The following is a 25,541-nucleotide window of genomic DNA, read 5'->3' on the forward strand; positions in this document are numbered from 1 at the left end:
GGGCAGGATGGGCATCGCGATGGCTGAGGTGAGCGGCGACCTGCACGAGCCGGTCCTGGGGTGGTACGACGAGCACGCGCGCGACCTGCCGTGGCGCCGCCCCGAGGCGTCGCCGTGGTCGGTGATGGTCTCGGAGTTCATGCTGCAGCAGACGCCGGTCGCGCGGGTCCTGCCGGTGCACGCGCAGTGGCTCGACCGCTGGCCGACCCCGGCCGACCTGGCGGCCGAGCCGAGCGGGGCGGCGGTGCGCGCGTGGGGCCGGCTGGGCTACCCCCGCCGGGCGTTGCGCCTGCACGCCGCCGCCACCGCGATCGTCGAGCGGCACGGGGGCGAGGTGCCGTCGTCGTACGACGAGCTGCTCGCGCTGCCCGGGGTGGGCGACTACACCGCCGCGGCGATCGCCAGCTTCGCCTACGGTCGTCGACACGTGGTGCTGGACACCAACGTGCGCCGGGTCCTCGCCCGCGCCGTGCAGGGGGTCGAGCTGCCCGCCCCCTCCGTCAACCGCGCCGAGCGCGAGGTCGCGGCCGGGCTGCTGCCCGACGACCCGGCGACCGCGGCCACCTGGGCGGTCGCGGTCATGGAGCTCGGTGCCCTGGTCTGCACGGCCGCGAACCCGCGCTGCGGGAGCTGCCCGGTGCGCGACCGGTGCGCCTGGCGGGCGGCCGGCTCACCGGCGTACGACGGGCCACCTCGCAAGGTGCAGACCTGGGCAGGCACCGATCGCCAGTGCCGGGGTCGGCTGCTCGGGCTGCTCCGCGACGCCGACGGCCCCGTGCACCGCAGTGCCCTCGAGGCGGCCTGGGCCGACGAGGTCCAGCGGACCCGCTGCCTGGCCTCGCTGGTCGCCGACGGGCTGGTCGTCCCGGCCGGCCCGGAGACCTACGCCCTGCCGTGACCACCGCGCTCCGTCGAGTGCAATTGCTGGCAGATGTACCGGCTCGCCACCGAAACCCGGGCAATCTCCCAACAATTGAACGCTCACGCCGCTGCCGGGACGCGCGAACGGCCCGCCCCGAGGAGGGGGCGGGCCGTTCGTGTCGTGTGCGTCAGTCGAGGGACTTCGGGACGTCCGAGCCGCTGTCGGAGTCGTCCGGGCCCTCCAGCGCCTCCGCGCCGCCGACCTCGACGGGCTCGAACGGCGGCAGGTCGGGCAGGTCCCCGACCTTCTGGCCGTGGAAGGTGAACGACGCGGTCGGGCCCTCGCCCTCGACGTCGACCAGGACGATCTGGCCGGGGCCGACCTCGCCGTAGAGCATCTTCTCGGCGAGCACGTCCTCGATCTCCCGCTGGATCGTGCGGCGCAGCGGGCGGGCACCCAGGACCGGGTCGAAGCCCCGGTCGGCGAGCAGGTTCTTCGCGGCCTGGGTCAGCTCGATCCGCATGTCGCGGTCCTTCATCCGCAGCTCGACGGAAGCGATCATGTTGTCGACCATGGCGACGATCTGCTCCTGCGACAGCGGCGGGAACACGATGATCTCGTCGACCCGGTTGAGGAACTCGGGGCGGAAGTGCTGCTTGAGCTCCTCCGACACCTTGCTCTTCATCCGCTCGTACGAGCCGGCGGCGTCGCCGCTCTGCTGGAAGCCGAGGTTGATGCCCTTGGCGATGTCCCGCGTGCCGAGGTTGGTGGTCATGATGATCACGGTGTTCTTGAAGTCCACGACCCGGCCCTGGGAGTCGGTCAGGCGACCCTCCTCCAGGATCTGCAGCAGGCTGTTGAAGATGTCGGGGTGGGCCTTCTCGACCTCGTCGAAGAGCACGACCGAGAACGGCTTGCGGCGCACCTTCTCGGTGAGCTGGCCGCCCTCCTCGTAGCCCACGTAGCCCGGGGGCGAGCCGAAGAGCCGCGAGACGGTGTGCTTCTCGCCGAACTCGGACATGTCGAGCTGGATCAGCGCGTCCTCGTCGCCGAAGAGGAACTCCGCGAGCGTCTTGGACAGCCACGTCTTGCCGACGCCGGAGGGGCCGGCGAAGATGAACGACCCGCCGGGCCGCTTGGGGTCCTTCAGGCCGGCACGGGTACGCCGGATCGCGCGGCTGAGCGCCTTGACGGCCTCCTCCTGCCCGATGACCCGCTTGTGCAGCTCGTCCTCCATCTTGAGCAGCCGGGTCGACTCCTCCTCGGACAGCTTGACGATCGGGATGCCGGTCGCGACCGCCAGCACCTCGGCGATCAGCTCCTCGTCGACCTCGGCGACCTCGTCCATGTCGCCCGCGCGCCACTGCTTCTCGCGCTCGGACTTCTTCAGGATCAGCTGCTTCTCCTCGTCGCGCAGCCGCGCGGCGGCCTCGAAGTCCTGTCCGTCGATCGCGGCTTCCTTGCGCTGCCGCACGTCGCTGATCTTGTCGTCGTACTCGCGCAGGTCCGAGGGGGCCGTCATCCGCCGGATCCGCAGCCGGGAGCCGGCCTCGTCGATCAGGTCGATGGCCTTGTCGGGCAGGAAGCGGTCGGAGATGTAGCGGTCGGCCAGGGTCGCCGCCGAGACCAGCGCCTCGTCGGTGATGGTGACCCGGTGGTGCGCCTCGTAGCGGTCGCGCAGGCCCTTGAGCATCTCGATCGTGTGGGCGATCGAGGGCTCCGCGACCTGGATCGGCTGGAAGCGCCGCTCCAGGGCGGCGTCCTTCTCGAGGTACTTGCGGTACTCGTCGAGCGTGGTCGCCCCGATGGTCTGCAGCTCGCCGCGGGCCAGCATCGGCTTGAGGATGCTCGCCGCGTCGATCGCGCCCTCGGCGGCGCCGGCGCCGACGAGGGTGTGGATCTCGTCGATGAACAGCACGATGTCGCCGCGGGTGCGGATCTCCTTGAGGACCTTCTTCAGCCGCTCCTCGAAGTCACCGCGGTAGCGCGAGCCGGCCACCAGCGCGCCGAGGTCGAGGGTGTAGATCTGCTTGTCCTTGAGCGTCTCGGGCACGTTGCCCTTGACGATGTCCTGGGCGAGCCCCTCGACGATGGTCGTCTTGCCGACGCCGGGCTCGCCGATGAGGACCGGGTTGTTCTTGGTGCGGCGGGACAGGATCTGCATGACCCGCTCGATCTCCTGCTCCCGGCCGATGACCGGGTCCAGCTTGCCCTCGCGGGCGTCCTGGGTGAGGTTGCGACCGAACTGGTCGAGCACCAACGAGGACGACGGGGCGTCGCTGCCGGAGGCACCGGCCGCCGCGGCGGCACCGGCCGACTCCTTGCCCTGGAAGCCCGAGAGCAGCTGGATGACCTGCTGGCGGACCCGGTTGAGGTCGGCGCCGAGCTTCTGCAGCACCTGCGCCGCCACGCCCTCGCCCTCGCGGATCAGGCCGAGCAGGATGTGCTCGGTGCCGATGTAGGAGTGGCCGAGCTGGAGCGCCTCGCGCAGCGAGAGCTCGAGGACCTTCTTGGCCCGCGGCGTGAAGGGGATGTGGCCGCTGGGGGCCTGCTGGCCCTGGCCGATGATCTCCTCGACCTGGGCGCGGACCGCCTCCAGCGAGATGTCGAGGCTCTCGAGCGCCTTGGCCGCGACGCCCTCGCCCTCGTGGATCAGGCCGAGCAGGATGTGCTCGGTCCCGATGTAGTTGTGGGAGAGCATGCGGGCCTCTTCCTGGGCCAGCACGACCACCCGGCGGGCTCGGTCAGTGAACCGCTCGAACATGCGCATCTCTCCTGAAGCTTCGGTGGGGCGGACGACGTGTCCAACCCCACGCACAGCCTACGCGTTCCCGGCGACCACCCCAGGGCGTCCGCTGAGAGCGAACATGACCGGGCAGTGCCGGGTGAGGGACGAACCCGGCGCGTGGGCTCGGTCAGGTCGAGTGGCCGCGCGAGGCGACGAAGGAGGCCGCGACCGGCTGTATCGAGACATGACCGGGCAGTGCCGGGTGAGGGACGAACCCGGCGCGTGGGCTCGGTCAGGTCGAGTGGCCGCGCGAGGCGACGAAGGAGGCCGCGACCGGCTGTATCGAGACCAGCTCAGTCGGGTGGCGCCGAGGGACGGAAGACGGTGTTGTAGTGCACCCGCCCGGCCCGCCGGTAGCCGAGCGGCCGCAGGTGGGCGGCGATCCAGTCCGCCTCGGGGAGCGACTCGAGCACGATGAGCGGCCGGCAGCGCCGGATGGTCTCCATCGCCCCGTCGAGGGCCGGCTGCTCGTAGCCCTCGAGGTCGAGCTGGAGCACCGAGACCTGCCGGTCGGCCGGCACCATGGCGTCGACCGTGGTGATCGGGACCTCGACCGTGGTCCCGTCCATCGGCGGGTCGGACGCCTTGAGGAAGCGGCTGGAGCCGCCCCGGTAGGTGCCGTCGGGCTGGGTCAGCAGCAGGTCGGCGCGCGAGGGCTGCGCGCCGAGCCCCGCGCCGACGAGCTCGACGTTGTCGAGATCGTTGAGCACCACGGTCATGGCCGCGCACCGGTAGCTCTCGGGATTCGGCTCGAAGGCGTAGACCCGGGCACCGGGTGCGAGGCCGGAGGAGACGCCCGGGAGGAAGTCGCCGAAGAACGTGCCGGCGTGGACCACGTCGTGCTCGCCGCACTCGGCGCGGATCAGCTCGATCGTCTGCGGCTCGTAGACCCCGCCCTCGATCACCGCCTTCGCGGCCACCCGGTGCGAGGCCTGACGGGGCACGACGTAGCCGCCGTACTTGTTGTAGGCGACCACACAGTCGATCACCGCGTCGCTGTCGTAGAGCGGTGTCGTCTCGGCCGCGGCCGGCTCGACCAGTGCGCGGGCGGCGTCGCCCGGAGCCCCCGGCTGCGCCGGAGCCGGCGCCGACTCTGCTGCGGCGCTCGGCGATGCAGCGGCCGACCGGCGGCGGGTCAGCCTCTTCATGCGATCCAGGGACGACACGCTGGCCACGGTAGTGCACCGGACCGCGGCGGGCGGGGGACGGGCGGCGGACGGGCGGCGGACCTCGCGGCGCGAATAGGTGGGGCGGCGGCACGCTCGTTAGCATGCCGACGTGTCCGTCGTACCCGTCCCCGAGCACGCCGTCCTGCTGCACATCGGTCCGCACAAGACCGGCACGACGGCGATCCAGGGCATCTTGACGACGGCCCGCGAGCAGATGGCCGAGCACGGGGTGCTCTACCCGGGGACCTCCTGGTCGCACGCCGACGAGGCGCGCGCGGTGCTCAACCGCCCCGCCGGGTGGCTCTACGACAGCGCGCCGCTGCCCGACCAGAGCCGGTGGCGCGACCTCGTCGAGAGCGTCCACGCCGCCCCGGGCCGGGTGGTGCTCAGCAGCGAGTTCTTCGCGCTCGCCGACGCCGAGCAGCGCGCCCGAGTCGTCGAGGACCTCGGCGCGGACCGCCTCCACATCCTGGTGGCCGCCCGCAACCCGGGCTCGATCGTCCTCTCCACGTGGCAGCAGGTCCTGCGCGACGGCAAGACCGGCCGGCTCGAGGAGTTCCTGCGCCGCGGCTTCGAGCGTGACCGGCCGGGGCACGCCACGTCCGGGTTCTGGTCGTGGGCCGACGCCGCGAACCAGGTGGAGGACTGGGCCCCGCTCGTGGGCGTCGACCGGCTCCGCGTCGTCGTGATCGACGAGTCCGACCGGACCCTGCTCCCCACCACGTTCGAGCAGCTGCTCGGACTGCCCGCGGGCCTGCTGAGCAGCGTCGCGCCACCCAGCCAGAACCGCAGCCTCACCGCCCCCGAGGCCGAGCTCCTGCGCCGGGCGACCGAGCTGGTCAAGCCCGAGCTGCGGTGGGAGGAGTTCTCGCTGTTCTTCCGGATGGGCTACGCCCGCCGACTCCTCGACCACCGGACGGTGCCGCGCGACGAGGCACGGTCCGCGCTGCCCGCCTGGGCGACCGAGCAGGCGGCCGCGGAGGCCGCTGCGATGATCGAGCGGCTGGACGCGAGCGGCGTCACGGTCATCGGTGACCTCGACGACCTGCGGCGCGTCCCGGCGCCCGCCGAGCCGCAGCCGATCGACGAGGTCCCGGTCGACCTGGCCGCCGAGGCGCTGGCCGGCGTGATGCTGGCCGCCCAACGGCGGCTGCGCAAGACCCAGCGACGTGCGGACCGCGCCGAGCGGCAGGTCCGGCGCCTGGCGAAGGGCGCGGACCGCCCGCCTGCCGGGCTGGACGGCGTGCCGGCCTCCGAGCTCGCCTCCGAGCTCGCCTCCCGCGCCCGCCGCAAGGTCGGTCTCGGCGGTCGCGACCGGACGGCGTCCGCCACCCGCGAGTCGAGCACCCGCGACCGGTGAGCTCGACCAGCCCGAAGCCCGCGCTGCGCACCGACATCCAGGCTCTGCGTGCCGTCGCGGTCGCCATGGTGGTCGTCTACCACCTGCACCCGGCCGCCCTGCCCGGCGGCTTCGCCGGGGTCGACGTCTTCTTCGTGATCTCCGGGTTCCTGATCACCGCGCACCTGCTGCGGCGGCCGCCGACCCGGCCGGCCGACTTCGGGAACTTCTGGCGCCGGCGCGCCCGGCGCCTCCTGCCTGCGGCGCTCCTGGTGCTGGCCGTCACGCTGGTCGCCGTCCGCCTCGTCGCCCCCGCGACGGAGTGGGAGACCAACGCGATCGAGGCCCGGGCCGCGGCGCTCTACGTGCTGAACTGGGTGCTGGCGGCCCGGGCGGTCGACTACCTGGCGCTGGACAGCAACCCGAGCGCCGTCCAGCACTACTGGTCGCTGTCGGTCGAGGAGCAGTTCTACCTGTTCTGGCCGCTCCTGGTCGGGGGGACGACGATCGTCGCCCGCCGCCTGGGACTCTCGCTGCGCGGCGCCCTGGCCGCGTCGCTGGGGCTCGTGGTCGCCGCCTCGTTCGTCTGGTCGGTCACCAAGACGGCCGCCGACCCCGCGGCGGCGTACTTCGTCACGCCGACCCGGATCTGGGAGCTCGGCGCCGGCGGCCTCCTCGCGCTCGCCGTCAACGAGCGGCCGGGGCACCGGGCGGCGGACCTGTGGCGCACCGTGCTGGGGTACGTCGGGCTCGGGCTCGTGCTCCTCGCGGCGTTCCGCCTCACCGGCGTGGACTTCCCCGGCTACCGGGCCGCGCTGCCCGTGGGCGGCGCGGTGCTGCTCATCTTCGCGGCACCGTCCGACCCCGACCGGGGGCTGCTGGACCGGGTCCTCGCCGTGCCACCGGTGCAGTGGCTCGGGAAGGTGTCCTACTCGGTCTACCTGTGGCACTGGCCGCTGATCGTGCTGCTGCCCTACGCCCTCGGGCACGAGCTCGGGCTCGGCGGCCTGACCGTCGCCCTCGTGGCCACCCTGGTGCTCGCCGGCGTCACCGAGCGGTGGCTCGAGCAGCCGTGGCGCAGCCGCCAGACCGGCGACCGGTTCCGGCCGACGTGGGTGCTGGCCGCCGGCATGGCGGTCGTCGTCGGCCTGGCGACCGTCCAGGTGATCGAGGTGCACCGCGCCGACGACCAGGCGCGCGCCCGCCTGGTCCAGGCGATGCGGAAGGGCGGCCCGTGCTTCGGGGCGGCGGCGCTCGACCCGGGCGTCTCGTGCCCCCGGGTCCCCTACCCGGACGTCGTCCCCTCCCCCGAGCTGGCCGCCGTCGACTACTCCGACATCTATCCCGACGTCGGCGGGCGGCAGTGCATGTCGCACCCGCCCGCGTTCCCCGAGCGGACCACGTGCACCTTCGGCGCCCGGCGGTCGCCGGTCACGATCGCGCTGATCGGCAACTCGCACGCGGCCCAGTGGCTGCCGGCCCTGCAGGTGATCGCCCACCAGCACCACTACCGGATCGTCACCCACCTCGCGTCCCAGTGCGCCACCGCCGACGTCCCGCAGTCGTTCACGGTCGCCGGCGGGACCACGAACTGCGCGGCCTGGGTGCGCCGCACGATCGCCACCGTCGTCGCCGAGAAGCCCGACCTGGTGCTGATGGCCAACCGGGTGTCGGTGCCCGCGGTCGGCTACGGCCTGCACTCCTCCCACGACGCGTACGTCGAGGGTCTGACGAAGTCGGTCGCCGCGTTCCTCGACGCCGGCCTGCACGTGCTGGCGGTCCGCGACACGCCCGCTCCGGGCTTCCCCGTCCCGTCCTGCGTCGCCGAGCACGAGGACGACTACGAGGAGTGTGACGGCACCCGCGAGGAGTGGGTCCCCGACGACCCGGTGCTGGAGGTGGTCGACCGGGTGGACGACCCCGACCTCACCGCGGTGGACATGACCGACCACCTCTGCGAGCCGGTCGAGTGCCACGTCGTCAACGGCGGGGTGATCACCTACTTCGACGGCACGCACATGACCGCGACCTACTCCCACACGCTCGGGCCCTACCTGGAACCCGCGGTCCAGCAGGCCCTGTCGTGATGCAATGGGCGGGAGCACGTCGTCGATGAGAGAGCCAGGTCCATGAGCGCCCCCGCACGGCCCCGCTTCAGCCTGGTCTGCGCGGTGTACGACGTCGGCCGGTTCCTCCCGGACTTCATCGCGTCGGTCGAGGCGCAGTCGTCGGGCCTGGACGACGTGGAGGTCGTCATGGTCGACGACGGGTCGACCGACCACTCGCCGCAGGTCCTCAACGACTGGGCGGAGCGCCGCCCCGGGACGGTGCGGGTGCTGCACCAGGAGAACGCCGGCCAGGGCGCGGCGCGCAACGCCGGCATCGCGGCGGCGCGGGGCGAGTGGATCTCGTTCCCGGACCCCGACGACGCCCTGGCCCCGGGCTACCTCGCCACCGTCGGCGAGTTCCTCGACGCGCACCCGGACGCCGACCTGGTCGCCTGTCGGCGGCTGATGTGGCACGAGGGCACCGGTCAGGTCCGCGACGACCACGCGCTGCGGTCGATGTTCCGCGGCAGCCCCTACGTCGACCTGGCCGACAACCCCGACCGGTTCCACGGACACTCCGCCTCGAGCTTCTTCCGCCTCGACCGGATCCGCGAGGCCGGCCTCGCGTTCGACCCCCGCCTGCGCCCCAACTTCGAGGACGGGCACTTCAACTGCTGCTACCTCCTGGAGACCGCCCACCCCCGGGTCGCCTTCCTGGAGGGCGCGCGCTACCGCTACCGCGTCCGCGCCGACGGGACGTCGACCCTCCAGACCTCCGTGCGCCACCCCGGTCGCTACACGGTCGTCCCCGAGCACGGCTACCTCGACGTCGTCGACAGGGCGGTCGCGCGCTACGGGCAGACCCCGGGCTGGCTCGCGACCTGCCTGCTCTACGACCTGCACTGGTACTTCGCGGCCACGGACTCCCAGGCCAAGCCCGGCCGGCCCACGTCGGGCCCGCTCACCGAGAGCTTCCACCGCCTCGCGACCGACATCCTGACCCGGCTCGACGTCGATGCAGGGATGCCGTTCGTCCCACCGACCGTCCCGCTGCGCGCCCGGCTGGTGATGGAGCACTCCTACCGCCCCGACGCGTGGCACGACCCCTTCGTCGTGCTCGGCTCGCTCGACGTCGCGCAGGAGCTCGTGCGGGCGTCGTACTTCTTCACCGGCGAGCTGCCCGCCGAGCGGTGGTCGGCCAACGGCACCCCGATCGCCCCGCTGCACGCCAAGGTCCGCGACCTGACCTACTACGGCCGGGCGCTGCTGCACGAGCGCATCGTGTGGCTGCCGGCCGACAAGACCCTGACCGTCGACCTCGACGGCGTCGCCACCGACGTCGTCTACCAGCGGCCGTACGGCCCCACCAAGGTCGCCCAGCCCGGCCAGATCCGCTGGTGGCTCAACCCCGAGTCCGAGCACCACCGCCAGCTGGTGCCGCGACACCTGCGCATCCGCACGCCCACCACCCGGCTCGGGCGCCGCGCCGCCGCTCTCAAGGACAAGCCGCAGGTGCGCGAGCGGTACGCCGGCGCGTGGGTGCTGATGGACCGCGTCCACGACGCCAACGACTCCGGCGAGATCCTGTTCCGCCACCTGCGCGAGCACCACCCCGAGATCAACGCCTGGTTCGTGCTGGAGAAGGGCGGACCGGAGTGGACCCGGTTCAAGGCCGCCGGGCACGCCGACCGCCTGGTCGCCCACGGGTCGCTGCAGTGGCGCCTGCTGATGGCCCACGCCACGCACCTGCTCTCCTCCCACGCCGAGAACGTGCTCGCCCAGCCCGAGGAGATCGCCGAGTTCACCGCGCCCGGGTGGCGGTTCCACTTCCTGCAGCACGGCGTCATCAAGGACGACATCTCGGGCTGGCTGGACCCCAAGCGGCTCGAGACGTTCGTGGTCAGCACCCCGCGCGAGCTGGCCTCGATCGCGGGTGACCACACGCCGTACAAGTTCACCACCCGCGAGGTCGCGATGACCGGGCTGCCGCGCTTCGACCGGCTCCGCGAGGTCGGGCTGCGGTTCCCGCCCGAGCGCCGCGACCTGGTCCTGGTCACCCCCACCTGGCGCAACTCGTTGCTGCCGCCGATGCTGCCCGGGTCCCAGCGGCGTCCGGTCGACCGCTCCGTGCTGGGCTCCGACCTGGTCCGGACGTGGCTGGCCTACCTGGCCGACGAGCGGCTGGCCGCCGCCTGCGCCGAGCACGGCGTCACCCTCGGGTTCCTCCCCCACCCCAACCTGCAGCCGCTGCTGCCGATGATGGACCTGCCCGCCCACGTGCGGCCACTGACCTACGAGGGCCACGACCCCCAGGAGCTGTTCGCCCGCGCCCGCGTCCTGGTCACCGACTTCTCCTCGATCGCCTTCAACGCCGCCTACCTCGAGCGACCGGTCGTCTACTACCAGTTCGACGCCGAGGTCATGGCCAGCGGTGCCCACGTCGGCCGTCCCGGCTACTTCGACTACGGCCGCGACGGGTTCGGCCCGGTCACCGGCACCCGCGAAGACGCCGTCGCCGCCACCATCGAGGCCCTCGCCCACGGACCCGCCCCGCAGCCGGCCTACCAGGCCCGCATCGACGCCACCTTCCCCGAGCGCGACGGCCGGTGCTGCGCTCGCGTCGTCGCCCGCGTCCTGGAGACCGAGCGGCTGCGCTCGGACCTGCCCCCCGTCCCCACGCCGTCGGCGACCGACGCGGCGGCCCTGGCGGAGGCACCGTGACCGCGCCCCGCCTCACCCTGGTGTGCGCGGTGCTCGAGGACGGCACACCCCTCGCCGACCTCGAGGCGTCGGTCGAGGCGCAGTCGTCGGGGCTCGACGACGTCGAGGTCGTGCTGGTGGACGCCACGCCCCCCGGCCGGGAGCACCCGACCCTGGCCGAGTGGGCACGACGCCGGCCCGGCACCGTGCGGGTGCTGCGACCCGACCCCGCCGCGACGACCAGGGCCGCGGCGCGCAACGCCGGGATCGCGGCGGCGCGTGGCGAGTGGATCTCGTTCCCCGATCCCGACGACGCGCTGGCGCCCGGCTACCTCGCCGCGGTCGGCGAGTTCCTGGACGCCCACCCCGATGCCGACCTGGTCGCCTGCAAGCAGGTGACGTGGCACGAGGGCACCGGTCAGGTCCGCGACGACCACCCGCTGCGGTGGATGTTCCGCGGCAGCCCCTCCGTGGACCTGGCCGACCACCCCGACCGGTTCCACGGGCACCCGGCCTCGAGCTTCTTCCGCCTGGACTGGGTCCGCGAGGCCGGCCTCGCGTTCGACCCCGGCCTGGCCGCCTTCGACGACCCGCACTTCAGCTGCTGCTACCTCCTCGAGAGCGCCCGTCCTCGCGTCGGGTTCCTCGCGACGGCTCGCTACCGGCGCCGCGTCCGTGCCGACGCGAGCCGGGGCGACGGGCCCGGTCTGCCCGGACCGGGGCACCTCGACGTCGTCGAGCGGGCCCGGGCCCGCCACGGCCGGGTGCCGGGGTGGCTGGCGACCCTGCTGCTGCACGACCTGGTGCCCTGCTTCGCGCGGACCGACTCCGAGGCCGGCGAGGGCCGCCCGGTCGACGGGGAGGCCGCCGCCGCGGTGCACCGGACCGCCGCCGCCCTGCTGTCGTCGTTCGATCCCGAGGCGGCCCTGCCGTACCTCCCGCCCTACCGCCCGCCGACGGCCGGCCTGGTGCTCGCGCACGGGTACGCCGCCGCCCCGTGGCGGGAGGCCCGGGTCCAGCTGGGCCAGCTCGACGTGACGCAGGAGCTGGTGCGGGCGTCGTACTTCTTCACCGGGGACCTGCCGGCCGAGACGTGGTCGGCCAACGGCACCCCGATCACCCCGCTGCACGCCAAGGTCCGCGACCTGACCTACTACGGCCGGGCGCTGCTGCACGAGCGCATCGTCTGGCTGCCGGCCGACAAGACGCTGACCGTCGACCTCGACGGCGTCGCCACCGACGTCGTCTACGAGCGTCCCCCCGGCCCCTCCAAGGTCGCCCAGCCGGGCCAGATCCGCTGGTGGCTCAACCCCGAGTCGGCCCACCGCCGCGACCAGGTCCCCGCCCACCTGCGCGAGCGCACCCCGGAGTCCAGGTTGGGCCGCCGCGCGCTGCGGCTGCGCGACAAGCCGAGGGTCGCCGAGCGGTACGCCGGCGCGTGGGTGCTGATGGACCTGGTTCGTGCTGGAGAAGGGCGGACCGGAGTGGACCCGGTTCAAGGCCGCCGGGCACGCCGACCGCCTGGTCGCCCACGGGTCGCTGCAGTGGCGCCTGCTGATGGCCCACGCCACGCACCTGCTCTCCTCCCACGCCGACGGTCCGGTGGTGACCCCCGAGCCGATCCACGAGTTCACGACCCCGAGGTGGCGGTTCCACTTCCTGCAGCACGGCGTCATCAAGGACGACATCTCCAAGTGGCTCAACACCAAGACCATGGACACGTTCGTGGTCAGCACCCCGCGCGAGCTGGCCTCGATCGCGGGTGACCACACGCCGTACAAGTTCACCACCCGCGAGGTCGCGATGACCGGGCTGCCGCGGTTCGACCGGCTCCGCGAGGTCGGGCTGCGGTTCCCGCCCGAGCGCCGCGACCTGGTCCTGGTCACCCCCACCTGGCGCGACAACCTGGTCCCCCCGGTCGTCCCGGGCACCCAGAAGCGGGTGGCGGACGAGGAGCTGCTGCGGACGGAGTTCGTGCGCACCTGGCTGGCCTACCTGGCCGACGAGCGGCTGGCGGCCGCCTGCGCCGAGCACGGCGTCACCCTGGGCTTCCTCCCCCACCCGATCCTGCAGCCCTGGCTGCCCCTGATGGACCTGCCCGCCCACGTGCACCCGCTGACCTACGAGGGCCACGACCCCCAGGAGCTGTTCGCCCGCGCCCGCGTCGTGGTCACCGACTTCTCCTCGATCGCCTTCAACGCCGCCTACCTCGAGCGACCGGTCGTCTACTACCAGTTCGACACCGAGTCCGTCCTGGGCGGCGGGCACACCGGGCGGCCGAGCTACTTCGACTACGGCCGCGACGGGTTCGGCCCGGTCACCGGCACCCGCGACGACGCCGTCGCCGCCACCCTCGAGGCCCTCGCCCACGGACCCGCCCCGCAGCCGACCTACCAGGCCCGCATCGACGCCACCTTCCCCGAGCGCGACGGCCGGTGCTGCGCCCGCGTCGTCGCCCGCGTCCTGGAGACCGAGCGGCTGCGCTCCGACCTGCCCCCCGTCCCCACGCCCACCCCTCCGACCTCCCCGACGGTGACCGTGCCATGACCGACCTGACCACCGTCGCCGTCCTCGGCAGCTGCATCACGCGCGACAACTTCAACCGGCGCTTCAACCCCGACTACAAGCAGTGGTACGCCGTCGGCCCGACGACCAACCAGAGCTCGATGATCGCCCTGATGTCGCCGCCCGTCGACGAGCCGTGGGAGCCGCTGGCCGAGATGAAGCCCTACGGCCGGTGGAACGTCGCGTCGGACCTCTCCCGCGAGATCCTCACGCTGCTGCCCGCCGAGCGGCCCGACCTCGTGGTGCTGGACTTCTTCGGCGACGTCCACTTCGGTGTGCTGCAGATGCCCGACGGCCGCTACGTGACCGACAACCGCTGGCGGCTGCGCAAGACGGACCTCTACGGCCGGCTGATGGCCGACCCCGGCACGGTGGCGGTGCGGTGGCAGGACGACCCCGACGCCTACTTCGCGCTGTGGACCGAGGCGATGGACCGGTTCGCCGCCCACGTCGCCGAGCACTGCCCCGACAGCCGGGTCGTCGTGCACTGCGGCTTCAACGCCGTCGACGTGCTGCGGGCCGGCCAGGACGTGCCGACCCCGCTCGGTCCCCCAGGGCGCAAGGGCAAGCCGGCCCGGGTGGGGATCCGGCGGGGCAACCGCTTCTGGGCCCGGCTCAACGAGCACGCGCGGACGGCGTACGGCTGGGACCACGTCGACCTGTCGCGCGAGCGGTTCGCCACCTTCGCGGACCACCCGTGGGGGCCCTTCGAGGTGCACTACACGATGGACTACTACCGGCGCTTCCAGGCCGAGCTGCACCGGGTGGTGCTCCGCGAGCAGCTGCCCGCCGAGCTCGCCGCCCGGGTGGACGCGGTCGCGGAGGCCTCGGCCCGGCGGATCCAGGTCGAGCTCGGCGCGGCACCGCCCGAGGAGGAGGCAGCGGCACCGCGGTGGCGCCGGCTGCTCGGGCGGTCGCCCCGCGACGCGGGGCTGAGCGCCGACCGACGGCTCCTGGAGTCGCTTCGCGGCGACCTCGACGAGGACGCCTGGACCCGGGTGGCGCAGCTGCCGGAGTCCGCGGACGAGCGGATCTCGTGGATCCGGGCGGTCCGGGAGGCCGAGGAGGCCCAGGAGGCCCGCGAGCGGGTCACGCCGGCGGCGGAGCCACCCGGCTGAGCACCTCCGGCACGCCCGGCTCCTCGAGCCAGGGGTGCAGGTAGCGACCGTCCTCGACCGGCACCCCGGGCCCGTCGATCCGGGCGACCAGGCGGGCCAGGTCGGCGCGCCGGTCCTGGGCGACCAGCCACCCCATCAGCCGCTGGCCGGGCGGCACCGCCGTCTGCTCGAACGGCAGCGTGTCGTCGTTCCAGATGCCCAGCAGGCCGGTGCGCAGCGTCGTCCAGTAGCGGTCCGGCTCGGCCGTGCTGGGCGACACGGCGGCGCGGAAGTGCTCCCACATGTCGATCGGCAGCACCTCGCGGTGCAGGACGTCCCACAGCGCCGGGTTGCCATGGGCGCGGACCAGGTCGATCGTCATGTGCTTGGTGACGATGCGGTCCTCGAGGTTCTGCAGGTGCCCCCGCACCTGGGTGGCCGAGGACAGGTCGTCACGGATGTGCCACTCGTAGACGACGTCGGTGAGCACGTCGATCGACGACGCGGCGAGGAACGCCGCCGTGCACAGCACCTGGTCCTCGTAACGGACGCCGAGGGGGAACCCCAGGCCCTCCCGGCGCCAGAAGTCGACCCGGAAGACCTTGTTGCACGCGAACGCGTCGGCGACCAGCAGCGGGACATCGTCGATCGTGACCGCCAGCCGCTCCTGCGCGTGGTTGCGCTTGAGCAGCGGCGGCTGGGTACGCCGGCCGGCGGCGTCGACCCGCACCATCGACCCGACCGCGACGTCGGAGCCGGTGCGGGCCAGGGCACGCAGCATCGGGCCGAACCCGTCGCGGGGCACCAGGTCGTCGGGATCGACGAAGGTGACCAGGTCTCCGGTGCAGCGCTCGACGCCGAGGTTGCGCGCGTAGGAGACGCCGTGGTTGGTCTGCACGTGCAGGGTGACCTCGGGGCGCCGGTCGGCGTACTCCCGTGCGATCGCCGTGGACCCGTCGGTCGAGCCGTCGTCGACCACCACGACCTCGAGGTCGCGGACCGGCTGGGCGAGCACCGAGTCGAGGCAGGCGGCGAGCGTGGACTCGACGTTGAACAGCGGGATCACCACGCTCAGGCGCGAGCCCTGCCGACGCCAGGGCGCCCAGCGGGCCGCCCGGGACCCGCGCACGGTCAGCGCGCCCGGCGCGACCCGCGCCGCCGGACCCGCGCGATCAGGCCGCCCGCGTCGGCGTCGGCCGCGTGGGTGTCGCGGGCCCGGAGCTCGGCCTCCAGCTCGGCCACCCGGGCGCGGGCCTGCTCGGCCGCCTCGCGCTGGGAGCGCGCGAGCTCGTGCAGCTCGTAGATGCGCAGGCTGAGCTCGGACTCGCTCTCGCACGCGTCGAGGTCGGCGTCGCGCCACGGGGCGGCGTTCTCGACCTTCGCGAAGTCCCACCGGTCGCCGAACCGCTCGAAGTCGGCGGCGTAGACGCGCTCGATCTTCTCCCGGACCCCACCCTCGAACGCCGCGCCGATCGCGCGCAGGGGCGTGGGGTTGGCCTTGGGGATGTGCAGCTCCCTGGCGTGGCCCTGGGCCGCGAGGTGGGCGGCGAGGTCAGCGCGCAGTTGCCCCATCTCGCTGATGTCGTAGATGCGCGTGTACGGGATCGCGTGCTCGGCCAGCAGCTCGACCTGGTCGCGGAAGTGCGGGTCCTTGGCCCGGACCTTGTGCTCGGGGTGCTGGTCGAGCAGGTCCACGAACTTCGCGAAGTCCTCGAGCACCGACTCCCGGGTGACGGGGTGGCGGGGGTACCACCACTCCTCGCGGTACTGCTGCGCGATCGGGATCTGCATGAGCAGCCGGTTCTGCCAGGCCGAGAAGACCCGCACCCGCGGGTCCCGCACGACCGCGAAGACGAACCAGCCGTGGTCCGGGCCGATCTCGGCGCGGGCCTCCGGGCTGAGCCGGTCGAGCCGCGGCGACGCCTTCCACAGGTTGCGGTTGTGGACCGCGTCGGTGTGGGAGGTGAACGGCTGCCACCCGGCCTGGAAGGTGTCGAGGTCCTCGCCGGCCAGGTCGGCCATCATCCACTTCAGGCTGGTGCAGGCGTTCTTGTTGATCGACTCGAACATCACCTTCACGCCCGGCGCGAGGTAGGTGCGAGACACCGCCCCCGGCACCTGCCGCAGGGCGTCCAGCATCCCGTCGTCCGCGGCGGGTTCGTCCATGGCCGCAAGCATAGGTGGCGCCGCCACCGACCTTCGGCCCCGGTCGGTCCGGACCGGATCAGTGGGCCGCGTCGTACGCCTCGCGCACCTCGGCAGACACCCGGCCGCGGTCCGGGACGTCGTGACCGTTGGCGCGCGCCCAGTCCCGGATCTCCTTGGCGGTGGGTCCACCGGCCGGAGCGGCGGCCGCGGCACGCCGGCCGCGACGCGGCGCCGCGCCCACCTTGCGGCCGTGGCCGACGTAGGTGGCGAGGGCCTCGCGCAGGGCCGCGGCGTTGGCGTCGTTGAGGTCGATCTCGTAGGTCGTGCCGTCCAGCCCGAACGACACGGTCTCGGTGGCCTCGCTGCCGTCGATGTCGTCGACGAGCACGATGTTCACCTTCTGGGCCATTTTCTCGACCTCACTTCGAATTGCACTGCCTTATTCTGACAATTCGCCATCGTGCCACATCCGGGTTCGAATTCGCGAATTGCAATTCGGTGTCGCGGACCCCTATTTAGCAGGCGCGTTGCGAGAGAATGCGAGATCCAGGCCGCGCAGCGTCAGCCACGGGGCGTGGTCGGTGAAGCACCGGCACTCGTCGAGCACTAGCCCGGCCAGGTAACCGGTCGCGACGACCCGCACGTCGGACGGGTCCGCGCCCAGCTCGGCCACCAGCCGCGCCACCATGCCCTCGACCTGGCTGGCGACCCCGAAAATGATTCCCGACTGCAGCGCCTCGACCGTGTTCTTCGCTATCACCGACCTCGGTCGCTGCAATTCGACTTTACGCAGCTGGGCGCCTCGGCGACCCAGCGCCTCGATCGAGATCTCGATTCCCGGCGTGATCGCGCCGCCGACGTACTGGCCCGATCCGTTGACGACGTCGAAGGTGGTCGCGGTGCCGCCGAAGTCGACGACCACGACCGGCCCGCCGTACGCGTCGACGGCCGCGAGGGCGTTGATGATCCGGTCGGTGCCCACCTCGCGCGGGTTGTCGGTGAGCACGGGGAGCCCGGTGCGGACCCCCGGCTCGACGACCAGGCTCGCCACCCCGGCGAAGTGCCGGGCGAGCATGTCGCGCCACTCGTGCAGGACGGCCGGGACCGTCGCGCAGACGGCGATGCCGTCGAGCTCGTCCAGCGGGGCGCCGACCAGCCCGCGCAGCAGCACCGCCCAGTCGTCGGCGGTGCGGCGCTCGTCGGTGGCGACCCGCCAGTCGGCCACCACCTCGCCGTCGGCCACCAGGCCCAGGATCGTGTGGCTGTTGCCGACGTCGACCGCGAGCAGGGTCATGGCCGGGGGTCCTCGTCGAGGTCGAGGCCGAGGTCGAAGACCTTCACCGAGTGGGTGAGCGCGCCGACCGAGATGAAGTCCACGCCGGTCTCGGCGACCTCCCGGGCGCGTTCCAGGGTGAGGCCGCCGGAGGCCTCGAGGGTCGCCCGACCGTCGGGTCCCCGGGCGTCGTTGATCCGGACCGCCTCGGCCATCGTGGCGGTGTCCATGTTGTCCAGGAGGACCTCGGTGCACCCGGCGTCGAGGAGCGCGCGCAGCTGGTCGAGGTCGGTCACCTCGACCTCGACCCGGAGGTCCGGGTACGCCGCCCGCACGGCCGCGTAGGCCGGGACGACCCCACCGGCGGCGACGACGTGGTTGTCCTTGACCATCGCCCGGTCGCTGAGGCTGAACCGGTGGTTGACACCCCCGCCGCACCGCACGGCGTACTTCTGCAGCGCCCGGAAGGTCGGAAGCGTCTTGCGCGTGTCCAGGACCCGCGCCCGGGTCCCCTCCAGCGCCTCGACCCAGAGCGCGGTCGCGGTGGCGACGCCCGAGAGGTGGCTGGCGTAGTTGAGCGCCGTGCGCTCAGCCGTCAGCAGCCCTCGGGTCGGTCCGGCGACCCGCATCACGACGTCGCCCGCCGCGACCCGCGTGCCGTCGGGGACGCGTCCGGTGATCTCGACCGTCTCGCCCATCACCTCGTGGAACGCCAGCGCGGCGACGCCGAGACCTGCCACGACGCCGGCCTCGCGTGCGGCGATGACCCCGCTGCCGCGGGCGTCCGGCGCGATCGTCGCGGTGCTGGTGACGTCGCCGGCCGGCAGGTCCTCGGCCAGGGCAGCGACGACCTGCGCGCGCACCGCCACCGGGTCGAGCCCGGCCCCCGCGAGCTCGTCGAGCACCGCCTGCATGCTCATGCCGGACCGTCCGTGGGCGCCGCCGCGACGAAGCGGATCGTGGCCGCCGCACCGTCGCTCTCGGTGACGTCGACGTGCCCCGCGAAGCGCGCGTCGTCGCGGTCGGGGAAGTCCTCGCGCCAGTGCGAGCCGCGGGTCTCCTCGCGCAGCATCGCGGCGTCGGCGAGCGCGGTGGCGATCGTGAGGAGGTTGGTCGTCTCCCACGAGTCCTGGTCGACGGTCCCGGCGACCTCGCCGGCCAGCTTGTCGAGCAGCGCTGTCGCGTCGGCGAGCCCGGTGGCACTGCGCAGCACGCCGACCCGGGAGGTCATCAGCTCCTGCAGCTCCCGGCGCACCGACCCCGGGACGAGGCCGGACGTGCGCCGGTCCGGCGCGGGCGGCAGCAGCGGCCGCAGCTCGCCCGGCAGCACCTCGGCGATCCGGCGGGAGAAGACCAGGCCCTCCAGCAGCGAGTTCGACGCCAGCCGGTTGGCGCCGTGCACGCCCGAGCAGGCGACCTCCCCGGTCGCGTAGAGCCCGGGCACGGTGGTGCGGCCCCACAGGTCGGTGTGCACGCCACCGGACGCGTAGTGGCACGCCGGCGCGACCGGGATCAGCTCGGTCACGGGGTCGATGCCGTGGCTGCGCGTGGTGGCCAGGATCGTCGGGAACCGCCGCTCCCAGACCTCCGCCCCCAGGTGCCGCCCGTCGAGCCACATGTGGGCCTGGCCGGTCTCGAGCATCCGCCGGGTGATCGCCTTCGCCACGACGTCGCGCGGGGCGAGGTCGGCGAGCTCGTGGACGCCCACCATGAAGCGACGGCCACCCTCCTCCGGCGGGCCGTCGACGAGGAAGGCGCCCTCGCCGCGGACCGCCTCGGAGATGAGCGGCTGCTGGCCCCGCGAGTCGGGTCCGAGGTACATCACGGTCGGGTGGAACTGCACGAACTCGAGGTCGCGCAGGACCGCGCCCGCGCGCAGGGCGACCGCCATCCCGTCCCCGGTCGAGACCGCGGGGTTCGTGGTCTGGGAGAAGACCTGGCCGAGGCCACCGCTGGCCAGCACGACGGCCCGACACCGGACCGCGCCGACGCCGTCGCGCTGGCCCTCCCCCATCACGTGGAGGGTGAGGCCGGCGACGCCGCCGTCCTCGGCGAGCAGCAGGTCGACGGCCAACGCGTGCTGGACCACCTCGATCTCGGGGGCCTGCTCGACGGCGGCGATCAGCGCCCGCTGGATCTCGGCTCCGGTGGCGTCCCCGCCCGCGTGCGCGATCCGGTCCCGGTGGTGGCCGCCCTCCCGGGTCAGCGAGAGCTCGCCGTCGGGGTCGTGGTCGAAGTTGGTGCCCAGCGCGATCAGCTCCCGCACGGCCTCCGGCCCCTCGGTGACCAGGACCCGCACCGCGTCGCGGTCGCACGCACCGGCGCCGGCCACCAGCGTGTCGGTCTCGTGCTCCTCAGGGGTGTCCCCGGGCCCGAGCGCCGCGGCGATGCCCCCCTGCGCCCACTGCGTGGACCCGGCGTTGAGCACGTCCTTGGTGACCACGAGGATCCGGTCCACCCTGCCCCGCATCCGCAGGGCCGCGGTTAGGCCGGCGACCCCGGACCCGACGACGACGACGTCGACGGTCGTGGTCCAGCCGGGCTCCGGGGCGACGAGTCGCCCGGGGAGCCGGCGGGCCGCGGTGGCGGGCGGAGCGATGACCATTCCGGCAGGTTACTGCCGGGCGGTGCGGTCGCCGCGGAGCAGGCCCGATCCCTCGACGGCCTCGGCCGGGTCGAAGCCGGTGGCGAGGATCCGGTTGGCGGCGTCGACGAACACCACGCGCGGCGAGAGCTCGCGGGCCTCCGCGGTCTCCATCTGCCCGTAGCCGATCAGGATCACCAGGTCACCCGGCTGCACGAGGCGGGCGGCCGCGCCGTTGATCCCGATGATCCCCGAGCCGCGCTCGCCCGCGATCGTGTAGGTCTCGAGCCGCGCGCCGTTGGTGATGTCGACGATGTGCACCAGCTCGCCGGGCAGCAGGTCGGCGGCGTCGAGGAGGTCCTCGTCGACGGTGACGGAGCCGACGTAGTGCAGGTCGGCCTGCGTGACCGTCGCCCGGTGGATCTTGCTCTTCATCATGGTGCGCAGCATCAGGGGGTCTCCTCCTGCGGTCCGGGCTGCCGTCCGAGCACGAGCGGCACGTTGTCGATCAGGCGGGTGGCGCCCACGCGGGCGGCCACGAGCGCGCGCCCCGGCGTGCCGGGCGGCACGTCGTCGGGCAGCTCGCCCAGGTCGGTGTCGGTGACGACCAGGTAGTCCAGGTCGATGCCGTGGTGGGCACGCAGCTCGGCCCGCGCCGCGCCGAGCGCGACCTCGGCGCCGTACCCGGCGGCGTCCTGCGCCGCGCGCAGCACCTGGTAGAGCGCGGTCGCCTGCTGGCGCTGCTCGGCGTCGAGGTAGCGGTTGCGGCTGGAGAGCGCGAGCCCGTCGGCCTCCCGCACCGTCTCGGCGCCGACGACCTCCACCCCCATGTTGAGGTCGAGGACCATCCGGCGGACCAGGACCAGCTGCTGGTAGTCCTTCTGCCCGAAGACGGCGACGTCGGGACGCACCAGGCCGAAGAGCTTCGCGACCACCGTGAGCACCCCCCGGAAGTGCCCGGGACGGGTCCGCCCCTCGAGCACCTTCGCCAGGGGGCCCGGGCGCACCATCACCTGGGGCTCACCGCCGGGGTAGACCTCCTCGACGCCCGGCGCGAAGACGACGTCCACACCCTCCTGGGCGCAGACCGCCAGGTCGGCGTCGAGGGTCCGCGGGTAGCGGTCCAGGTCCTCACCGGGCCCGAACTGCAGCGGGTTGACGAACACCGAGACCACGACCGGCCCGGCGCCGACGCGCTCGCGCGCGACACGGACCAGGCTGGCGTGCCCCTCGTGCAGGGCACCCATCGTCGGCACGAAGCCGACCCGTCGGTCCGCGGCACGGGCGTCACCGAGCAGGTCGGCGAGCTCGGCACGCGTGCGCGCCAGCGCCGTCATCGAGTGGTCGTGCCCGGGCGCAGCTGCGCCCGGCTCTCCACGGCGTCCACGACCCGGCGGATCGCGGCCGCACGGATGGGGAGCACCCGCCCGTCGGTGACGACGCGGTCGAGGGTGTCGCGGGCCAGGGCGACGTACGACGGCAGCGTGTGCGGCGCGAAGGCCTCGATGTCGGCGAGGTGGGCGCGCACGGTGTTCACGTCGCCGCGCACGATCGGCCCGGTCAGCGCCGCGTCGCCCTGCCCCAGCGCGTTGTCGAGGGCCGCGGCGAGCAGCGGCCGCAACGTGCCGGCCGGGTCGTCGGAGCCGGCCGCCGCGAGCAGCTCCATCGCCTGCGAGACCAGGGTGACCAGGTGGTTGGCGCCGTGGGCCAGTCCGGCGTGGTAGAGCGTGCGCATCTCCTCCGGCACCCAGGTCGCCCGGCCGCCGAGGTCGGCGACCAGGCCCTCGGCGAGGTCGCGCTCGGCCGGGCCGGCGGTGAGGCCGAAGACGCAGCCGGCGAGACGGTCCAGGTCGCGGGACGTGCCGGTGAACGTCATGGCCGGGTGCATCGCCACGACCCGCGCGCCGACCCGGCGGGCGGGCTCGAGCACCGCGAGGCCGTGGCGACCGGAGGTGTGCACGACGAGCTGGCCGGGGCGGATCGCGCCGCTGTCGCTCAGCACCGTGACGACGTTCTCGAGCATGTCGTCGGGGACGGTGAGCAGCAGCAGGTCGCACGCCCGCGCGACGTCGGTGGGCTTCGCGTGGCGGACGCCGGGCAGCAGCTCGGCGATCCGCGCCCGCGACGCGTCCGACTCGCCGGCGGCGGCGACCACCCGGTGGCCGGCCGTCCCGAGGGCGGCGGCGAGGACTGCTCCGACGCGTCCGGCGCCGATCACGCCGATGCGCCGGCGGGGCTCCGGGGAGGAGAGGGGGGTCATAGGACTCGAACCTTTCGTTCCAGTCCCTCCGACCACCCCTGCCGCGTCGCCGCGACCGGGGCCGGTGTGGGTACCGGACGGTGTGCTCGTGTGTCGTCTCGGGCGCCGGTGACCCGGCGACGTCGAATGTACGCCCCGCCCGGTCGCCCGTCACCGGGTCGAGGACGTGACCTAGGCCATGCCGCGAGGGGTTGCGCTCCCGCCCTCGGGGTAGCGTGCGGTCGTGCTCGCTCTCGTGGACGACGTGCCCCAGTGCTACGTCGACAACGACTGGATCTGCGCGCAGTACTGGCACGACTACCGCCCGGAGCTGGTCAGCGCCACCGTCGAGCACCTCTGGCTGACCGTGGTGTCGGTGCTGGCCGGGCTGGTCGTGGCGGTCCCGCTCGCGCTGCTGGCCCGCCGCCGGGGGACCGTCGAGAGCACGGTCGTCGGGGCGACGACCATCCTCTACACCATCCCCTCGCTCGCGCTCTTCTCGCTGCTGCTGCCGCTGACCGGGCTGACCCCGACCACCGTGGTCGTCGGCCTCGCTCTCTACTCGCTGACGGTGCTGGTGCGCAACATCCTGGCCGGGTTGCGGGGGGTGCCTGCCCCCATCGTGGAGGCCGCCCGCGGGGTGGGCTACTCCAACACGCGCATCCTGCTGCGCGTCGAGATCCCGCTGGCGATGCCCGTGATCATGGCCGGCATCCGCGTCGCGACGGTGTCGACCGTCGCCCTGGTCACGATCGGCTCGATCGTGTCCTACGGGGGGCTCGGCAACCTGCTCCTGCTCGCCGTGGGCAACCAGTTCAAGGCACAGATCTTCGCGGCGAGCGTCCTCTGCGTGGTGCTCGCGGTCGTCCTGGACCTGGTCCTCGTCGTCGTGCAGCGCCTCCTGACCCCCTGGACGCGCCATGCTCGCTGACGTCTTCGGCTACCTGACCGACGGCTCGAACTGGTCCGGCCCCAACGGCATCGCCGCGTTCTTCGTCCAGCAGCTGCTGCTCACGGTCGTCGCGCTCGTCGTCGCGGTCGTCCTGGGCCTGCCGCCGGCCCTCTACCTCGGGCACCGCCGGCGAGGGGGCGTGGTCGCCGTGAACGTCTCGAACGTCGGCCGCGCGGTCCCGGTCTTCGCCGTGCTGCTCGTGCTCGCCCTCGGACCCGTCGGGTCCGGCGAGCTGGGACCCTTCGGCCGCGCCGGGCTGGCCACCTTGATCGCCCTGGTCCTGTTCGCGCTCCCCCCCATCATCACCAACGGGTACGTCGGCGTGCGCGAGGTCGACCCGGGTGCCGTCGAGGCGGCCCGCGGGATGGGGATGGGCGAGCGGAAGGTGTTCAGCTCCGTGGAGCTACCGCTCGCGATGGCGGTGGTGCTGACCGGCATCCGCCTGGCGCTGGTGCAGGTCTGGGCGACCGCGACGATCGCCGCCCTGGTCGCCGGGCCCGGGCTGGGGCGGATCATCACCCGGGGGTTCGCGAACCACCGCACCTACGAGGTGGTGGCCGGTGCGGTGCTGGTCGCCGCCGGCGCCCTGGCGCTGGAGGCGCTCGCCGTGCTGGTCGAGCGGTACGCCGACCCGATGCGCCGGGCGCGCAGGAACGCCGCCGGTCCCGCGCGGCCGGCCGGTCCGGCGAAATCGGTGGAACACGTTGTCGGTGGCGCGGGTTAGGGTTCCAACGCGGGTGCCGACCGGGTGCCCATCGGACACGCGCGGGGGCACGGCCACCGCGGGACACAGAAGGTGGTGGCACTCACCGATGCGCATGCCACGCGTACTCTCCCTGGCCGCGGCTGCGGCCCTGCTGCTCGGCACCGCCGCGTGCGGCAGCAGCGACTCCCTGGAGGGCCAGGCGTCCGACGGCGGCTCCGGCAGCGCCGACAAGGGCTCGGTCGTCGTCGGCGGCCAGGACTTCACCGAGAGCCAGATCATGGCGGCGATCTACCAGAAGCTGCTGGAGAACGAGGGCTACTCGGTCCAGACCAAGCTGGTCACGACGCGCGACGTCTACCTCCCCGAGCTCAGCAAGGGATCGGTCGACATCGTGCCCGACTACCTCGCGGGCCTGACCGACTTCCTCAACGCCGACGCGAACGGCCCGGACGCCCCGCTGGTCTCCAGCAACGACGCCGACAAGACCCTCGCGGCGCTCGAGCCGCTGGCGAAGGCGAAGGGGATCTCGATCCTGCCGCCCTCGGACGCCACCGACCAGAACGCCTTCTTCGTGACCAAGGAGTTCGCCGAGAAGAACGACCTGACGACCCTGTCGGACTTCGCCGCCCTCGGCACGCCGATCAAGCTCGGCGCCCCGCCCGACTGCGAGGGCCGACCCGACTGCGAGGGCGGGTTGACCAAGACCTACGGCTTCACCATCACCTCGATCGTGCCGCTCGACTTCGCCAGCGCGCAGGTCAAGGACGCCGTCAAGAGCGGCGAGGTGCAGATGGGGGAGACCGGCACCACCGACGGCACGCTGGCGGACCTCGGGCTGGTGCTGCTCGAGGACGACAAGGGCATCCAGCCGGCACAGAACCTCACCCCCGCGGTCAACGCCGACTTCCTCTCGCAGAACCCCGACCTGCAGGACGTCTTCAACACGCTGTCCTCGACGCTGACGACCGAGGACCTGGCCGCGATGAACGTCCAGGTCGACCTCGAGCGCAAGAAGCCCGAGGACGTCGCGCAGCAGTACCTCTCGGACAAGGGGCTGCTCTGAGCGGCGAG

General features: G+C 73.3%; 21 protein-coding genes. 10 read left to right on the forward strand and 11 right to left on the reverse strand.

Going from position 1 to position 25,541, the window contains the following annotated elements; translation table 11 throughout:
- Window positions 1-19: 19 nt before the first annotated feature.
- The gene (locus tag ACILRH_RS11250; protein ID WP_395693299.1) at window positions 20-898 is read left to right on the forward strand and encodes an A/G-specific adenine glycosylase; all 879 of its coding nucleotides are present in this window, start codon (window positions 20-22) and stop codon (window positions 896-898) included.
- Window positions 899-1,049: 151 nt separating this feature from the next.
- On the opposite strand, the gene ACILRH_RS11255 is transcribed toward ACILRH_RS11250, so the two are convergent.
- Window positions 1,050-3,626, reverse strand: coding sequence for an ATP-dependent Clp protease ATP-binding subunit (locus ACILRH_RS11255; protein ID WP_395693300.1), 2,577 nt, complete (start codon window positions 3,624-3,626; stop codon window positions 1,050-1,052).
- Between the two features lie 317 nt (window positions 3,627-3,943).
- Window positions 3,944-4,816 carry an FkbM family methyltransferase gene (locus tag ACILRH_RS11260; RefSeq protein ID WP_395693301.1) on the reverse strand — a complete coding sequence of 291 codons (873 nt, stop codon included), beginning with the start codon at window positions 4,814-4,816 and terminating at the stop codon, window positions 3,944-3,946.
- 112 nt (window positions 4,817-4,928) lie between these two features.
- Here ACILRH_RS11260 and ACILRH_RS11265 point away from each other — a divergent pair, with 112 nt between their 5' ends.
- From ACILRH_RS11265 to ACILRH_RS11290, 6 genes are read left to right on the forward strand one after another with little or no spacing between them, the layout of a single operon-like run.
- Window positions 4,929-6,179: a hypothetical protein gene (locus ACILRH_RS11265; protein ID WP_395693303.1), complete on the forward strand. Its 1,251-nt coding sequence runs from the start codon at window positions 4,929-4,931 to the stop codon at window positions 6,177-6,179.
- Entirely contained in the window at window positions 6,176-8,245 is a 2,070-nt protein-coding gene (locus ACILRH_RS11270) for an acyltransferase family protein (RefSeq protein ID WP_395693305.1), read from the forward strand. Before ACILRH_RS11265 ends, ACILRH_RS11270 begins: the two co-directional genes overlap by 4 nt.
- A 42-nt stretch (window positions 8,246-8,287) precedes the next feature.
- The gene (locus ACILRH_RS11275) at window positions 8,288-10,927 is read left to right on the forward strand and encodes a glycosyltransferase (protein WP_395693307.1); all 2,640 of its coding nucleotides are present in this window, start codon (window positions 8,288-8,290) and stop codon (window positions 10,925-10,927) included.
- Window positions 10,924-12,672: a glycosyltransferase gene (locus ACILRH_RS11280; protein WP_395693309.1), complete on the forward strand. Its 1,749-nt coding sequence runs from the start codon at window positions 10,924-10,926 to the stop codon at window positions 12,670-12,672. The genes ACILRH_RS11275 and ACILRH_RS11280 overlap by 4 nt, the downstream gene beginning before the upstream one ends.
- The gene (locus tag ACILRH_RS11285; protein WP_395693585.1) at window positions 12,620-13,453 is read left to right on the forward strand and encodes a CDP-glycerol glycerophosphotransferase family protein; all 834 of its coding nucleotides are present in this window, start codon (window positions 12,620-12,622) and stop codon (window positions 13,451-13,453) included. The genes ACILRH_RS11280 and ACILRH_RS11285 overlap by 53 nt, the downstream gene beginning before the upstream one ends.
- Complete coding sequence (locus ACILRH_RS11290) at window positions 13,450-14,589, forward strand: DUF6270 domain-containing protein (protein WP_395693311.1); 1,140 nt, start codon at window positions 13,450-13,452, stop codon at window positions 14,587-14,589. The genes ACILRH_RS11285 and ACILRH_RS11290 overlap by 4 nt, the downstream gene beginning before the upstream one ends.
- On the opposite strand, the gene ACILRH_RS11295 is transcribed toward ACILRH_RS11290, so the two are convergent.
- The 9 genes from ACILRH_RS11295 to ACILRH_RS11335 form a co-directional block, all read right to left on the reverse strand.
- On the reverse strand, window positions 14,561-15,697 hold the full coding sequence (locus tag ACILRH_RS11295) for a glycosyltransferase family 2 protein (RefSeq protein ID WP_395693313.1): 1,137 nt from the start codon (window positions 15,695-15,697) through the stop codon (window positions 14,561-14,563). The genes ACILRH_RS11290 and ACILRH_RS11295 overlap by 29 nt on opposite strands.
- Before the next feature lie 2 nt (window positions 15,698-15,699).
- Window positions 15,700-16,734, reverse strand: a complete 1,035-nt coding sequence (locus tag ACILRH_RS11300) for a sulfotransferase family 2 domain-containing protein (protein WP_395693315.1) — start codon at window positions 16,732-16,734, stop codon at window positions 15,700-15,702.
- Between the two features lie 58 nt (window positions 16,735-16,792).
- Window positions 16,793-17,125 carry an Lsr2 family protein gene (locus tag ACILRH_RS11305; protein ID WP_395693317.1) on the reverse strand — a complete coding sequence of 111 codons (333 nt, stop codon included), beginning with the start codon at window positions 17,123-17,125 and terminating at the stop codon, window positions 16,793-16,795.
- A gap of 102 nt (window positions 17,126-17,227) precedes the next feature.
- Window positions 17,228-18,010 carry a type III pantothenate kinase gene (locus ACILRH_RS11310; protein ID WP_395693319.1) on the reverse strand — a complete coding sequence of 261 codons (783 nt, stop codon included), beginning with the start codon at window positions 18,008-18,010 and terminating at the stop codon, window positions 17,228-17,230.
- On the reverse strand, window positions 18,007-18,909 hold the full coding sequence (nadC, locus tag ACILRH_RS11315; RefSeq protein WP_395693321.1) for a carboxylating nicotinate-nucleotide diphosphorylase: 903 nt from the start codon (window positions 18,907-18,909) through the stop codon (window positions 18,007-18,009). The genes ACILRH_RS11310 and nadC overlap by 4 nt, the downstream gene beginning before the upstream one ends.
- Window positions 18,906-20,594 carry an L-aspartate oxidase gene (locus tag ACILRH_RS11320; protein ID WP_395693323.1) on the reverse strand — a complete coding sequence of 563 codons (1,689 nt, stop codon included), beginning with the start codon at window positions 20,592-20,594 and terminating at the stop codon, window positions 18,906-18,908. Before ACILRH_RS11320 ends, nadC begins: the two co-directional genes overlap by 4 nt.
- Window positions 20,595-20,603: 9 nt before the next feature.
- Complete coding sequence (gene panD / locus ACILRH_RS11325) at window positions 20,604-21,023, reverse strand: aspartate 1-decarboxylase (protein ID WP_395693326.1); 420 nt, start codon at window positions 21,021-21,023, stop codon at window positions 20,604-20,606.
- The gene (gene panC, locus ACILRH_RS11330; RefSeq protein ID WP_395693328.1) at window positions 21,023-21,910 is read right to left on the reverse strand and encodes a pantoate--beta-alanine ligase; all 888 of its coding nucleotides are present in this window, start codon (window positions 21,908-21,910) and stop codon (window positions 21,023-21,025) included. Before panC ends, panD begins: the two co-directional genes overlap by 1 nt.
- A complete protein-coding gene (locus ACILRH_RS11335) occupies window positions 21,907-22,833 on the reverse strand; it encodes a Rossmann-like and DUF2520 domain-containing protein (RefSeq protein WP_395693330.1) in 927 nt (308 codons plus the stop codon). The genes panC and ACILRH_RS11335 overlap by 4 nt, the downstream gene beginning before the upstream one ends.
- A gap of 223 nt (window positions 22,834-23,056) precedes the next feature.
- Here ACILRH_RS11335 and ACILRH_RS11340 point away from each other — a divergent pair, with 223 nt between their 5' ends.
- From ACILRH_RS11340 to ACILRH_RS11350, 3 genes are all read left to right on the forward strand, one after another.
- A complete protein-coding gene (locus ACILRH_RS11340) occupies window positions 23,057-23,743 on the forward strand; it encodes an ABC transporter permease (protein ID WP_395693332.1) in 687 nt (228 codons plus the stop codon).
- The gene (locus ACILRH_RS11345; RefSeq protein ID WP_395693333.1) at window positions 23,733-24,488 is read left to right on the forward strand and encodes an ABC transporter permease; all 756 of its coding nucleotides are present in this window, start codon (window positions 23,733-23,735) and stop codon (window positions 24,486-24,488) included. Before ACILRH_RS11340 ends, ACILRH_RS11345 begins: the two co-directional genes overlap by 11 nt.
- A 94-nt stretch (window positions 24,489-24,582) precedes the next feature.
- On the forward strand, window positions 24,583-25,533 hold the full coding sequence (locus ACILRH_RS11350; RefSeq protein WP_395693336.1) for a glycine betaine ABC transporter substrate-binding protein: 951 nt from the start codon (window positions 24,583-24,585) through the stop codon (window positions 25,531-25,533).
- Window positions 25,534-25,541: the final 8 nt, after the last annotated feature.

It is taken from the genome of Nocardioides sp., from assembly GCF_044226765.1.
In the GTDB taxonomy this organism is placed as follows: Bacteria; Actinomycetota; Actinomycetes; order Propionibacteriales; family Nocardioidaceae; genus Nocardioides.

Excerpts from the sequence above, each read along its gene's own strand:
- ACILRH_RS11250 (WP_395693299.1), top strand. The coding sequence starts at position 20 with ATGGCTGAGGTGAGCGGCGACCTGCACGAGCCGGTCCTGGGGTGGTAC.
- ACILRH_RS11255 (WP_395693300.1), bottom strand. The coding sequence starts at position 3,626 with ATGTTCGAGCGGTTCACTGACCGAGCCCGCCGGGTGGTCGTGCTGGCC.
- ACILRH_RS11275 (WP_395693307.1), top strand. The coding sequence starts at position 8,288 with ATGAGCGCCCCCGCACGGCCCCGCTTCAGCCTGGTCTGCGCGGTGTAC.
- ACILRH_RS11285 (WP_395693585.1), top strand. The coding sequence starts at position 12,620 with ATGGACACGTTCGTGGTCAGCACCCCGCGCGAGCTGGCCTCGATCGCG.
- ACILRH_RS11290 (WP_395693311.1), top strand. The coding sequence starts at position 13,450 with ATGACCGACCTGACCACCGTCGCCGTCCTCGGCAGCTGCATCACGCGC.
- ACILRH_RS11300 (WP_395693315.1), bottom strand. The coding sequence starts at position 16,734 with ATGGACGAACCCGCCGCGGACGACGGGATGCTGGACGCCCTGCGGCAG.
- ACILRH_RS11305 (WP_395693317.1), bottom strand. The coding sequence starts at position 17,125 with ATGGCCCAGAAGGTGAACATCGTGCTCGTCGACGACATCGACGGCAGC.
- ACILRH_RS11310 (WP_395693319.1), bottom strand. The coding sequence starts at position 18,010 with ATGACCCTGCTCGCGGTCGACGTCGGCAACAGCCACACGATCCTGGGC.
- nadC (WP_395693321.1), bottom strand. The coding sequence starts at position 18,909 with ATGAGCATGCAGGCGGTGCTCGACGAGCTCGCGGGGGCCGGGCTCGAC.
- ACILRH_RS11320 (WP_395693323.1), bottom strand. The coding sequence starts at position 20,594 with ATGGTCATCGCTCCGCCCGCCACCGCGGCCCGCCGGCTCCCCGGGCGA.
- panD (WP_395693326.1), bottom strand. The coding sequence starts at position 21,023 with ATGCTGCGCACCATGATGAAGAGCAAGATCCACCGGGCGACGGTCACG.
- panC (WP_395693328.1), bottom strand. The coding sequence starts at position 21,910 with ATGACGGCGCTGGCGCGCACGCGTGCCGAGCTCGCCGACCTGCTCGGT.
- ACILRH_RS11335 (WP_395693330.1), bottom strand. The coding sequence starts at position 22,833 with ATGACCCCCCTCTCCTCCCCGGAGCCCCGCCGGCGCATCGGCGTGATC.
- ACILRH_RS11345 (WP_395693333.1), top strand. The coding sequence starts at position 23,733 with ATGCTCGCTGACGTCTTCGGCTACCTGACCGACGGCTCGAACTGGTCC.
- ACILRH_RS11350 (WP_395693336.1), top strand. The coding sequence starts at position 24,583 with ATGCCACGCGTACTCTCCCTGGCCGCGGCTGCGGCCCTGCTGCTCGGC.